We start from the raw sequence: 13,276 nt of genomic DNA on the forward strand, positions 1-13,276 counted from the left end.
GGATGATTGAAACTATAATTATACTGTTCCTGGTTCTGTTGAACGGTTTTTTTGCAATGTCTGAAATCGCAATAGTATCCTCCAAAAAAGCGAGACTTGAGGATTTTGCAAAGAAAGGTAAAAAAGGTGCCGGGATTGCTTTAAACCTTATGATAGAACCGGAGAAGTTTCTCTCTACTGTGCAGGTCGGAATAACATTGATCGGGATAGTTGCCGGCGCTTACGGCGGTATTGCTATATCGGAGGATATTACTCCTGTCTTGCAGAAGATCGATTTTATTAAAGATGCTGCCGACGAGATTGCGATTATTCTGGTTGTATCGGCAATTACATACCTTTCACTTGTTGTTGGAGAACTTGTTCCTAAAACAATTGCATTCAACAATCCAGAAGCTATTGCGGTTGCTGTTGCTCCTGCTATGAAAGTTTTATCGGTAATTGTTTCGCCTGTAATCTGGTTTCTCAGTATTTCTACAAAACTCTTTTTAAAACTTTTTCGTATCAAGCAGAATGTTCAGCCTCCCGTTACAGAAGAAGAATTAAAAATTCTTTTGGAACAGGGATCCAAATACGGAACAGTTGAAACCAGGGAAGCCGATATGATCAGAAGTATTTTTAGATTCGGTGATAGAAATGCGGAATCGATTATGACTATCAGAAAAGACATTGTCTGGATTAATGTGAACGATTCACCCGAAAAAATAAGAGACTTTATTATTAAGTATAAATTTTCCAAATACCCTGTTTGCGACGGTTCGCTGGATAAACTGCTGGGTATAATGAGTATAAGAGATTTTCTTGAAAACTATTTTACTATTGATGATGTAAACCTCCGTTCAATTCTGATTCAACCCGTTATTGTTACCGAGTTTACAAGTTCGCTTAAGATTCTCGATAAGTTCAGAGAGACAAAAAATTATACCGCGATTGTGATTGATGAATATGGAGATGTCAAGGGAATGATAACGCTGCACGATCTTGTTGAAAACATTTTCGGCGATCTCCCCGAGTTTTTTGAAAAGAGTGAGGAGGAAATTTATTATGAGAAGGACGGGTCGATGCTTATTGATGGTTCGTACCTGGTTGATGAGCTCGAGGAAAAATTAAATATTGAACTGGAAGAGAAGGATAAATACAATACTCTGGGGGGATTTGTGATGTATTATCTTAACCGGATTCCCGCTACAGGAGATAACTTTGAAAAATTTAATTACCTTTTCAAAGTAATCGATATGGATGGTAAACGCGTCGATAAGGTGATGGTCAAAAAAATAAGTTAAATAGAAGTAATTTTTACGTCCATAATCGAGGAGTAATAATGGGTAGAATATTAAAAGTGTTTTTTGTTATGATTCTGATTGCGCTGATCGGAATTCAATTTATAGATGTAGAAAGAACCAATCCTGTTGTAACTGCTGATCTCAAAGCTCCGGTTGCAATAAAAGAGCTTTTCATAAAATCATGTTACGATTGTCATTCGAATCAAACTGAATGGCCTTGGTACAGTTATGTCGCTCCGGTTTCATGGCTGGTAGCAAACGATGTTGCTGAAGGTAGAAAACATCTTAACTTTTCCGATTGGGAAAAACTGCCCGGCAGAAAAAAAGAGGAGCTGAAAAAAGAGATCTGGGAGGAAGTAAGGAATGATAAAATGCCTATGACAATTTATACATACACGCATCCGGAAGCTAAACTCGATTTTACACAGAAAAATCTGATTAAACAGTGGGCTACCGGCAACGGATTCTTGAATTGATCTATTTATTCGGGAATAAACCGACTTAAAAACTTCTTCTCATCAGAAGCTTATCACTGTTCTTCAATGTAATAATGTAATTGCCAGGCGAACCAGATTGCATTTTATGAACCTGGTCGATACTTTTATTTAAGAGTGATTTATTCCGGCATACTTTTCCAGATTACTTAAAATCGTTAAATGAATATATAACTATCATATTTTTTTGACGTCAAAATTACAGAAGAAAATAAATTACTATGGATATAAAAGAACGGCGCTACGATATTGACTGGTTAAGAGTAATAGCTTTCTACCTGCTGATTCTCTATCATGTCGGCATGATATTCGTCCCCTGGGATTTTCATATTAAAAACAATACAACAGCGGAGTGGTTCGAAACATGGATGGCTTTTTTAAGTCAATGGCGACTCCCGCTGCTATTTTTAATTTCAGGGATGGTTGTTTACTATTCACTGGGAAAGCGTACAGGTGGAAGTTTTCTTCTCGAAAGAACAAAGCGGTTATTCGTCCCGCTTCTCTTTGGTATGCTCATTATTGTCCCGCCGCAAATCTATTTTGAAAGAATTTCTAACGGAGTTCATTTCGCAAGCTATTGGGATTTCTGGAAAACAGTTTTCAATTTTGTACCTTATCCGCTCGGCGGAAGTTTAAGCTGGCATCACCTATGGTATGTGCTCTATGTTTTATTCTATTCGATTATTGCATTACCATTATTTTTATACCTTAAAAATAATCGCTCCGAATCATTAAGAAATGGATTAAGCAACTTTGTTAAGCGGCATCCAAATTCTATTTATCTGATTATTATCCCTCTCTTTCTTATTGGTATAACTCTTGCCAGGCGCTTTCCTACCACGCATGGTTTTTTTGACGATTGGTATAACCACAGCATCTCGTTTACGTTGTTTGTATATGGATTCTTTATTTCTGCAATTGATGGCCTTTCAGAAGCTATTACCGCAAAACGGAAACAATCTTTAATATTAGCGTTAGTTCCATCTCTGTTCCTGATACTTTTTGTATGGGGTCCGACATTTGAGATATTCAACGACCGCACAGAGGAATTCGCATTTATCTATAGAATTCTTAAATGGATTCTGATTCCTTACTGGCTCTTCACTTTTATAGGTTACGGCAGAATATTGTTAAACAAATCAAGCAGTGTGCTTACCTATGCAAATGAATCTGTCTACCCTCTTTATATACTTCATCAAACTGTTATGATCTTCTTCGGATATTACATAATTCAATGGAACTGGGGAATTATGCCGAAGTTTATCCTCCTTGTCTTTCTTACATTCGGCGGAAGTTTTATGATTTATGAATTACTGATAAAACGGAGCAGAATTCTGAGATTACTTTTCGGTATGAAACCGGCTGTTGCTAAGCCGGCATTCACAAAATTCAATAGAACCGAAAAGAATCTTGAAGTGGATACCGGCGATTGAAAATAATTCAATCTGTAGCAGGATATTTAGTATCCCGTTTTTTTTTGAACTAATCCATCAAAGACATCGTTGTCCTTCATATAAAACTCTATAATAGAAATCGGTTCTATTAATTGTTAAATTTGCTTTCGCATTTAATAAATTCTACCATTTTTCTGCAGATAATGAAATACAAAGGAAATATAAATGAACGATATTAAAAACAATGGTCAGTCAGTCCTCGATGAAGTTGAGTTACGGGAATGGCTTGAATCGCTTGAATATGTCCTGCAATCGGGAGGACCTGAAAAAGTAAAAGAGCTTTTGCACAACTTAAGTGTTTACTCGCAGGAATCCGGTGTCGAAATCCCGTTTACTGCAAACACCCCTTATATAAATACAATTCCAAAAGAGAATCAGCCCCCGTTCCCGGGCGGAAGAGAAATTGAACGCCGTATAAAAAGTTTGATACGTTGGAATGCAATGGCTATGGTTGTCCGCGCTAATAAAGAGGAATCCGGAATAGGCGGACATATTTCCACCTATGCATCGGCCGCTACTTTGTACGAAGTCGGCTTTAATCATTTCTTCAGAGGAAAGGACGGAAATCATCCAGGGGACATAATTTATTTTCAGGGGCATGCCGCACCCGGCTTTTATGCCCGCGCTTTCCTGGAAGGAAGACTTTCTAAAGAGCTGCTGCAGAATTTTAGAAGGGAATTAAAACCAGGCGGCGGATTATCTTCCTACCCGCATCCCTGGCTGATGCCGGAGTTCTGGGAATTCCCGACTGTTTCGATGGGTCTGGGCCCGATCCAGGCAATTTATCAGGCCCGATTCGCCAGGTATCTCGAAGACAGAGGATTGAAACAGCCAAGCGATCAGAAAGTATGGGCATTCCTTGGAGACGGCGAGACTGATGAGCCCGAAGCTCTCGGCGCAATATCTCTTGCTGCACGTGAGAAACTAGATAACCTGATTTTCGTAATCAATTGTAACTTACAACGCCTCGATGGCCCTGTTCGCGGAAACGGAAACATTATTCAGGAACTTGAAGCCAGTTTCCGGGGTGCAGGTTGGAATGTGATTAAAGTAATCTGGGGCAGCGATTGGGATCCATTGCTGGATGAAGATAAGAACGGACTTCTGATAAAAAGAATGAATGAAATTATTGACGGCGAATCCCAGAATTATATTGTACGCGGCGGAAAATTTATACGCGATCACTTCTTCGGCAAATATCCTGAAGTTGCCAAACTGGTTGAGAAATATTCGGATGAAACACTTGAGAAAATGAAACGCGGCGGTCACGATCCCGAAAAAGTATATGCCGCATTTAAAGCCGCTGTTGAACATAAAGACGCACCGACAGTTATTCTTGCCAAAACTGTTAAAGGTTATGGACTGGGAGAGGCAGGTGAAGGAAAGAATATCACACATCAGCAGAAGAAGTTGAATGAAGATGAACTGAAAGAATTCAGAACACGTTTCGGCATTCCGATCAGCGACGATGAAGTTGTTAAAGCTCCTTTCTATCGTCCTGCGGAGGATAGTCCTGAGATTACTTATTTGAAGGAGAGAAGAAAACAGCTCGGCGGTTACGTCCCTAAGAGGGTTGTTAAAGCAACACCTGTTAAGACGCCGTCAGAGGAATTGTTCGAGGAATTCTATCAGGGCACAGAGGGCCGAGAAGTTTCAACTACGATGGTGTTTGTTAGAATTTTATCGAAACTGCTGCGCGATAAGGAACTGGGTCATCTTGTTGTACCTATAGTACCGGATGAAGCGCGAACATTCGGAATGGAAGCGCTCTTCCGCCAGATCGGTATCTACTCGCACGCAGGCCAGCTCTACGAACCGGTTGATAAAGACAGTCTGCTCTATTATAAGGAAGCAAAGAACGGTCAGATTCTTGAAGAAGGAATTACAGAGGCCGGCTCCATGTCGTCGTTTATTGCCGCGGGAACTGCTTACGCCACACATGGAATTAATACTATTCCATTCTTTATCTATTATTCGATGTTCGGATTTCAGAGATTCGGCGATCTTGCCTGGGCCGCGGGTGATATGCGATGCAAGGGATTTCTCCTTGGTGCTACTGCCGGAAGAACTACTCTTGCCGGCGAGGGACTTCAGCATCAGGACGGAAACAGCCTGCTCCTCTCCTATACTCTTCCTAATCTAATGGCCTACGACCCTGCATTTGCCTATGAACTTGCTGTAATAGTCCGCGATGGAATTTACCGGATGTATGAAAAGCAGGAGAATATATTCTACTATATAACCGTGATGAACGAAAACTATGCTCAGCCCGAAATGCCCCAAGGATCAAAGGAAGGTATTCTGAAAGGAATGTACCGATTCAAAAAAAGTGAACTGAAAAATGCTAAGGGAAAAGTTCATCTTCTCGGTAGCGGTACAATTCTTAATGAAGTTATAAAAGCAGCTGAAAAGTTAGAAAAGGATTACAGTGTTGCCGCTGATATCTGGAGTGTTACTAGTTATAAGAATCTCCATCTGGATGCTCAGGAAACGGAAAGATGGAATATGCTGAATCCCGATAAAGATCAAAGAACGCCTTATGTTTCAGAAATAACCAAAGGTGAAAGCGGAGTATTCGTTGCCGCATCGGATTTTGTACAGCTCTCCAGCGATGCTATTGCTAAGTGGCTCCCCGGACCGCTTCATTCTCTCGGTACATTCGGATTCGGAAGAAGCGAAGGCCGCGCATCTCTTAGAGATTTCTTCGAAGTGGATACAAAACATATTGTGTATGCGTCACTCCATTCACTTGCTAAAGAAGGTAAAATAAAAACCGAAACCGTTAAAAAGGCACAGAAAGATTTGGGTATAAATCCGGATAAACCTAATCCGGCTAAAAGCTAATTGTAGAATTTATCATCCTTAAATTTTCGGGATGAAGATTTAAAAATAATTTTGAAAGGATTCTTCATTTAACAAGAAGAATTTAATTGAGGATAAAATGATAGTAGATTTTAGAATGCCGTTTCTTGGCGATGGAATAAATTCCGCTGATGTTATTAAAATACCTGTTAAACCGGGCGACAAAATTGAAATAGACCAGGTGGTTGTAGAAATTGAAACGGACAAGGCAACTGTCGAAGTCCCCTCCGAAATAGCCGGTATAGTTAAAGAGGTATTTGTAAAAGAAGGTAGTAAAACCAATGTAGGTGAACCGGTATTATCAATTGAGGTTGATGAAAGTGATGCACCAGGTAAAAAATCTGAAACCCGAATAGTAGAAGCAGAACCTGAAAAAACGGCGCCGGTCAAAAAATCTGAACTTGCCGAAACAAAAATTGCGGCGGACAAACCAAAACCGGCAATTAATAATTACTTATCAACTTATGAGTTTAAGATTCCGGCTCTCGGAGAAAATATCTCATCAGCCCAGATAGTAAAAGTACTTGTAAAGCCGGGGGACAAGATTAAGACTGATCAAATCGTTTTTGAAATTGAAACTGATAAAGCAACTGTAGAAGTTCCTGCGGAATCTGCAGGTGTTGTGAAAGAAGTTAAGATTAAAGAGGGTGATAAAGTACCCGTCGGATCAGTGGCTTTAATAATTGAAGGATCTGAAACGGCATCTGCGTCAGAACCGGGGATAGATACACCGGCCAGTCCGGTACAACCCGTTTCATCATCGATAGAGAAGAAGACTGAAATTAAAGAATCGGCTGTTGCCAAAGAACATTCACATATGCCGCAGATTATCACTGTTCCCAAAGATATTTCTAAAGTTGTTGTCCCTGCGGCGCCTTCCGTTAGAAGATTTGCCCGCGAAATCGGTGTCGAAATTACCGGAGTTAGAGGAAGCGGACCCGGCGGCAGAATATCGATTGAAGATGTTAAAGCGTATGCGAAAAATCTGAATCAGCAGATTCAGAAAGGAGGAATAGTTGGCAGCGGTGTTTCAATTACAAAAGAAACATTACCCGATTTCAGTAAGTGGGGAGAGATTGACCGTCAGCCAATGAGCAATATTCGCCGCAAGACTGCCGAGCATTTAAGCTATGCCTGGGCAACTATACCTCACGTTACACAATTCGATAAAGCCGATATTACTGAGCTTGAAAAACTCCGCAAACAATTCGGAAAGAAAGTTGAAGAAGCCGGCGGCAAACTTACTGTAACAGGAATTCTTCTCAAAGTGATTGCCTCGGCAATGAAAGTCTTTCCCCAGTTCAACGCCAGCGTTGATATGGAAAAGAATGAGATTGTTTACAAGAAATATTTCAACATCGGAATAGCTGTTGATACAGACAGAGGTTTGTTGGTGCCGGTGATCCGTGATGTAGACAAGAAAAATATTACTCAAATCTCAGTCGAGCTGAATGAGATTAGCAGGAAAGCACGCGATAAAAAACTCTCGCTCGAAGAGATGCAGGGCGGATGCTTTACAATTTCTAATCTTGGGGGAATCGGCGGAACATATTTTACGCCGATTGTTAATTCGCCGGAAGTTGCTATACTCGGTGTTTCGAAATCTGCTTTCGAGCCTGTTTATATTGAAGGGGAATTTAAACCAAGACTGATGATGCCTTTATCACTCTCTTATGATCACAGAATAATAGACGGTGCCGATGCTATCCGGTTTTTAAGATGGGTGATCAACGCTCTCGAAAATCCATTCCTGCTTAGCCTGGAAGGATAGTAGTTTTAGAGACGTTCAGAATTGAACGTCTCGCTTTTTAATATCCCGCCAGAATCCTCGATAGGTTAAATCTTATAAAAAACAATTCTTGACTGACAATTTTATTATTCGTTTTTTGTAATTGAATTTCCGCAGGTGTTTGATTTGAACAAATACAGAGACAAGTCCCCCGAGGATGTTATTCGAATTGTAACCACTGAAATTATACAGCGTGCAGTTAAACTCGGCCGCAAAAAGAATCGGCAGATCTTTATTAGTAAAACTTCCGGCGGAAAAGGAACAAATGTAAATCAGTTGAATCCCCGGACTTCTGAAGGAAAGACAAACCTCGAGAAATTCTTTTCACCTGTTAGAAGGCATTATACATTTTCAGGATTGGGATCAATTGAAGAACCGGATTCAATTAACTGGCGCGTACTGAACCTTCCGTTCGGACGCAGAACACTCCACACTTTTCAGGTTGCCCTGTCATTTTTTCTGAAAGGGAATAAATTTAAGAACAGGTTTTACAGGTGGATGGGTATTCATATCGGTAAGGGGACTGAAATAATGCAGATGGTCTGGCTCGATCATTTCCGGCCGGAATTAATTTTTATAGGCAGTAATTCATTGTTGGGTGCATTCACAAGGCTGACCGTTCACTCCTATGAAGGCTCGGGAAAATTCCGCTATGGAATAATTGAGATTGGAAATAATTGCCTGCTCGGCGCCGGAACCGGAATGGGTCCAATCAAAATAGAGGATAACGTGAGAACTCTGCCGGGTACTACACTCTCTCCATACTTCTCGGTAGTTAAAAGCGGTTCTGTTGTAGGATGGAATCCGCCGAACGTAAAAGAATTTAAATCGGAATCCGAAAACATTCAATAAAGTCTTTGAGTTATGGCGCATATTACTCTGCGATCCGCATATCAGAATTTAACTGATCGTTTGAATCTATTCCCTCAAGGAGCTCCTCCTTCTGAAACTCTTTACAAAATTTTAACAATGCTCTTTTCGGAAAAAGAAGCCCAATTTGTTTCTTTACTTCCGATAAAACCGTTCGATTCAAAACTTGCATCAAAGCTTGCAAAAAAATCGCTGGCGGAAACAGAAAAAATTCTGGACGAACTATCATCTCGGGGAATTTTACTCGATGCTGAAGTAAAAGGGAATAAGCAATACACACTCCCGCCCCCTATGGCCGGCTTCTTCGAATTCTCTATGATGAGATTGCGCACCGATATAGATCAAAAAGTCCTGGCTGAATTGTTTTATCAGTATCTAAATGTTGAAGAGGATTTTATAAGAGAATTGTTTACAAACGGAGAAACACAGCTCGGCAGAACTTTTGTAAATGAGAAAGCCATAGAAAATACAAAACTGGAAGTGCTGGATTATGAAAGAGCTTCTGAAGTAATCAACACTGCAACTCACATAGGAGTCGGGATCTGCTACTGCCGTCATAAAATGGAACATCTGGGAAAAGCCTGCGATGCACCAATGGAAATCTGCATGACTTTTAATGGAGTTGCCGATTCTTTGATAAGGCATAAAATTGCACGTAAGGTTGATATTAAGGAAGGTATGGATCTGCTTCATTTAGCTTATGATAATAACCTTGTTCAATTCGGCGAGAATGTTCAGAACAGTGTAAGCTTTATCTGCAATTGTTGCGGATGCTGCTGCGAAGCCATGCTTGCAGCAAAAAGGTTTGCTTCATTATCTCCAATACATACAACGAATTTTCTACCAGTTATAAATGAATCTGAATGCAACGGCTGCGGGAAATGCGTTGAGGTATGTCCTGTTGAAGCTATGACTCTTGTCTCTGCAAACGATCCGGGTAAAAAGAAAAAGAAGAAAGCAAAATTGAATGAAGAAATTTGTCTTGGATGCGGAGTTTGTGTCCGTGTCTGCAGTAAAGAGTATATTTTAATGCGTGCGAGGGATAACAAAGTTATTACACCGGTAAATTCCGCGCATCGGGCAGTGATAATGGCAATTGAAAGAGGGCAACTTCAGAATTTAATTTTTGATAATCAGGCATTATGGAACCATAGAGCTATGGCCGCAATTCTTGGTGTTATTCTTAAATTGCCCCCGTTAAAACAGGTTCTCGCAAGTCAGCAATTAAAATCGAATTACCTCGGCTATCTGCTATCTAATTATAATAAAAATTGATAGCTGCCGCTTACTAAGCAGGAAAAAACTCTCTTTACTTTTTACTATTTTTGAATCATTGTTAATTAAATACTTGGAAAGGTTATATATCGATGAAGACTCAATTGGCAGTAATTGGCGGCGGACCCGGCGGTTATGCCGCAGCGTTCCTTGCAGCAGACTTAGGTATGAATGTAACTTTAATAGATTTAGAAAAAAATCCCGGTGGTGTCTGTCTTTACAGAGGATGTATTCCTTCAAAAGCATTGCTTCATGTTGCCAAACTTATTCACGAAGCTGAAGATGCTAAAAAATGGGGCGTGGAATTCGGAGAACCGAAGATCGATATAAATAAACTACGCGATTTTAAAAACGGTGTTGTAAATAAACTCACCGGCGGATTAGGTCAGCTCTGCAAACAGAGGAAAGTAAACTATATAAACGGAAAGGCCGCATTTGTAAACTCTAATACTTTGTCGGTTGCAAAGGTTGATGGAACAACTGAAGAAGTAACTTATGAGAAGGCGATTCTTGCAACCGGTTCTATTCCAGCCACTGTTCCCGGTTTTCCAACGGATTCTCCGCGTATTATGGATTCAACCTCAGCGCTAGATATAAATGATGTTCCCAAAAAATTATTAGTGATTGGCGGCGGATATATTGGACTGGAATTAAGCACCGTTTATGCATCTCTCGGAAGTAAAGTTACGGTTGTTGAAATGTTACCGGGATTATTACCCGGTGCAGATAGAGATGTGGTTGCAGTGCTTGAAAAGAGATTGAAAACTATTCTTGATAAAGTTTATACGGAAACAAAGGTTGTTGATCTTAAAGATAACGGCAATTCGATTGTTGTTAAACTGGAAGGGAAAAATGTTACAGAACCCGAACAGACATTTGATAAAGTTTTAGTTTCAATTGGAAGAAAACCTGTTACAGCAGGACTTGGACTTGAAAACACAAATGTAAAAGTTAATCAGCGCGGTTTTGTTATTGTTGATAAGCAATTGAAAACTGATGATCCTAACATCTATGCAATTGGTGATATTGTCGGTGGTGCAATGCTTGCACACAAAGCTTCTGCTGAAGGTAAAGTTGCAGTTGAAGCAATACTTGGTCATAAAGTTGCATTCGAACCAAACGCAATTCCGGCAGTTGTGTTTACCGATCCCGAGTTAGCATGGGCGGGTTTAACAGAAACCGAAGCACGTGAAAAAGGAATTAAAGTTGAAGTTGCAAAATTTCCGTGGGGCGCAAGCGGACGAGCTACAACTTTAGACCGTAACGATGGTATGACAAAACTTATTATAGAGCCGGAAAGTGAAAGAATTCTGGGTGTAGCTATTGTTGGTGTTGGCGCGGGGGATATGATTGCAGAAGGAACTCTAGCAATTGAAATGGGTGCGGTTGTTAAAGATCTCGAACTGACAATCCATCCGCATCCTACTTTATCAGAAACTATGATGTTTGCGGCAGAATTATTCTACGGTCATGCAACAGATATGTATAGACCAAAAAGAAAATAACAATTCTGAGTCCGGAAATTACCGGACTCAGAAGCTCACTTTTGTTAAGGTAAATATTTTTATTAAATAATTACTATTTGTCAATTAAGTTTTTGTACGCTTGTAAGTTTCTTATATTATCAAATTCAGAATCATTTTCCGGACTTTCTTTTGGCATTCCTCCATTAATTGCTTTTTCGAGATAGAGCAAAGCTTTATCAGAATCATTAATTAAAGAGTAAGCAGCAGCAACGAAATAGAATATTTCACTTTGATTTTCCACGTTAAGCTCGATGGCTTTGTTGCAATATTTTTCCGCGTCCTGCGTATCGTTTAATCTTGCAGCTGCTAACGCCATCCATTTATATGGATCCGGATAATTACCTGTGTCTTTTTCGATAAACTTTTTACAGCTCTCAATAACGTCTTTATATTGTTTGTTCATATACTGGCATAACGCAAGATCCAAATAAGCGGGATGGGTAACAGCGTCATCGGAAATTAGTTTTTCATATATCGGAATAGCTTTAGCATAAACCCCGTAAGATTTATAGAGCCGGGCAAGTTCTAATGAAACATCTGCAAGATTTGGATTCAATGATAAAGCATGTTTAAAATGACTTTCTGCCTTATCAAGTTGGTTCAAATACCCATAGCAAATCCCCATATGATAATTAAGTTCAAGGTTATCGGGTTTAATTTTATGACTGAGTAAAAAATATTTTAATGCTTCTTCAAAATTTTGCTTTATGAAATTAATTTCTCCAGAAAAAGCTAATGCGTTAAAATCGTTATTATCATGTTCAAGAACTTTTTTGTATGCTCTTTCAGCATCGTCATATTTTTCCTCATTAAAGTAAATATCGCCTATGTTGTTGTAAAGTTTATAACTATTGGGATTTTTTGCAATCACCATTTCATAAAATGGAATTGCTTCAGAAGGTTTTTTTAGAATTTCTTCAAGATACTTTCCGTACATCCAGTAAACTGTCGGAGAGTCATATTTCAGATCAATTGATTTTTTAAACAAGGGACCGGCATCATTCCAGCGTCCCATATAAGCAAGTGTAATTGCTTTCTCGCCATATGGATCGCCCCAAGTGGGTTCTTCTTTAATAGCGGTATCAAAATAACCTAGAGCATCCTCATTTTTATTCAATTCTCTTAAAGCAACTCCTATATTACAGGCCATGCTGTTGGGAATAATTTCTTCACATTTTTTAAAATAGGTGATAGCTTGTTCAAATTCTTCGTTTGCCATAGCGATGCTTGCGGAGTTTAGATATTCTTGAAATTTTTCTTTTTGACCTGGAACTGTTATTTGTATAGAGTATTTCTCAACAATTCGCCGTCCGTCCTCATTCGAATCATTCCCGCTGTGAAGTTTTTTCTTGCAAACAATACATTCATCTTTAGCGGCACAATCGCTGCAAACTCTTGCATAGTCGCCGCCAATAATATTCTCTTTACAAAAGTAACATCCAGTGTTCCAGAGTCCTCCTTGTTTTACCCAGCACTCTTCACAAATTTTTGCTCTTTTACTTCTTGAGGAAACACTATTATTACACGAAGCACATTTTCCATAACCCTTGTCCTGCAATTCTTTGTGCACTTTGCAAATCGAGATATTAAAGTATTTAGGCTGTGCATTAAGAATAGAGTTTTCCAGAAATACATTTAATATAGTCGCGACAATTAATTGACAGATTAAAAATTTAATCATTGTTTTCATTTTATCTCCAGAATATTAGTAAAAAACTTTTCATTA

Annotated in this window: 9 protein-coding genes; 8 read left to right on the forward strand and 1 reads right to left on the reverse strand. The window is 39.4% G+C overall.

The window, feature by feature from the left end; all coding sequences use genetic code 11:
- The first annotated feature begins 2 nt into the window (after positions 1 to 2).
- From PLZ15_06870 to lpdA, 8 genes are all read left to right on the forward strand, one after another.
- Positions 3 to 1,280 carry a hemolysin family protein gene (locus PLZ15_06870; GenBank protein ID HOI29471.1) on the forward strand — a complete coding sequence of 426 codons (1,278 nt, stop codon included), beginning with the start codon at positions 3 to 5 and terminating at the stop codon, positions 1,278 to 1,280.
- A 38-nt stretch (positions 1,281 to 1,318) separates the two neighbouring features.
- The gene (locus PLZ15_06875) at positions 1,319 to 1,756 is read left to right on the forward strand and encodes a heme-binding domain-containing protein (protein HOI29472.1); all 438 of its coding nucleotides are present in this window, start codon (positions 1,319 to 1,321) and stop codon (positions 1,754 to 1,756) included.
- A 239-nt stretch (positions 1,757 to 1,995) separates the two neighbouring features.
- Positions 1,996 to 3,207, forward strand: a complete 1,212-nt coding sequence (locus PLZ15_06880; protein HOI29473.1) for an acyltransferase family protein — start codon at positions 1,996 to 1,998, stop codon at positions 3,205 to 3,207.
- Between the two features lie 186 nt (positions 3,208 to 3,393).
- On the forward strand, positions 3,394 to 6,072 hold the full coding sequence (gene aceE / locus PLZ15_06885) for a pyruvate dehydrogenase (acetyl-transferring), homodimeric type (protein HOI29474.1): 2,679 nt from the start codon (positions 3,394 to 3,396) through the stop codon (positions 6,070 to 6,072).
- 97 nt (positions 6,073 to 6,169) lie between these two features.
- Positions 6,170 to 7,861: a dihydrolipoyllysine-residue acetyltransferase gene (locus PLZ15_06890; GenBank protein ID HOI29475.1), complete on the forward strand. Its 1,692-nt coding sequence runs from the start codon at positions 6,170 to 6,172 to the stop codon at positions 7,859 to 7,861.
- 144 nt (positions 7,862 to 8,005) lie between these two features.
- Positions 8,006 to 8,731, forward strand: a complete 726-nt coding sequence (locus tag PLZ15_06895) for a hypothetical protein (GenBank protein HOI29476.1) — start codon at positions 8,006 to 8,008, stop codon at positions 8,729 to 8,731.
- Between the two features lie 12 nt (positions 8,732 to 8,743).
- A complete protein-coding gene (locus PLZ15_06900; GenBank protein HOI29477.1) occupies positions 8,744 to 10,024 on the forward strand; it encodes a 4Fe-4S dicluster domain-containing protein in 1,281 nt (426 codons plus the stop codon).
- A gap of 92 nt (positions 10,025 to 10,116) precedes the next feature.
- Entirely contained in the window at positions 10,117 to 11,529 is a 1,413-nt protein-coding gene (gene lpdA, locus PLZ15_06905) for a dihydrolipoyl dehydrogenase (protein ID HOI29478.1), read from the forward strand.
- A gap of 73 nt (positions 11,530 to 11,602) precedes the next feature.
- On the opposite strand, the gene PLZ15_06910 is transcribed toward lpdA, so the two are convergent.
- The gene (locus tag PLZ15_06910) at positions 11,603 to 13,240 is read right to left on the reverse strand and encodes a tetratricopeptide repeat protein (protein HOI29479.1); all 1,638 of its coding nucleotides are present in this window, start codon (positions 13,238 to 13,240) and stop codon (positions 11,603 to 11,605) included.
- Positions 13,241 to 13,276: the final 36 nt, after the last annotated feature.

It is taken from the genome of Melioribacteraceae bacterium (assembly GCA_035362835.1).
Taxonomy (GTDB): Bacteria; Bacteroidota; Ignavibacteria; order Ignavibacteriales; family Melioribacteraceae; genus DSXH01.

Coding starts and splice junctions, on each gene's coding strand:
- PLZ15_06890 (HOI29475.1), top strand. CDS start 6,170: ATGATAGTAGATTTTAGAATGCCGTTTCTTGGCGATGGAATAAATTCC.
- lpdA (HOI29478.1), top strand. CDS start 10,117: ATGAAGACTCAATTGGCAGTAATTGGCGGCGGACCCGGCGGTTATGCC.
- PLZ15_06910 (HOI29479.1), bottom strand. CDS start 13,240: ATGAAAACAATGATTAAATTTTTAATCTGTCAATTAATTGTCGCGACT.
- PLZ15_06870 (HOI29471.1), top strand. CDS start 3: ATGATTGAAACTATAATTATACTGTTCCTGGTTCTGTTGAACGGTTTT.
- aceE (HOI29474.1), top strand. CDS start 3,394: ATGAACGATATTAAAAACAATGGTCAGTCAGTCCTCGATGAAGTTGAG.
- PLZ15_06880 (HOI29473.1), top strand. CDS start 1,996: ATGGATATAAAAGAACGGCGCTACGATATTGACTGGTTAAGAGTAATA.
- PLZ15_06875 (HOI29472.1), top strand. CDS start 1,319: ATGGGTAGAATATTAAAAGTGTTTTTTGTTATGATTCTGATTGCGCTG.
- PLZ15_06900 (HOI29477.1), top strand. CDS start 8,744: ATGGCGCATATTACTCTGCGATCCGCATATCAGAATTTAACTGATCGT.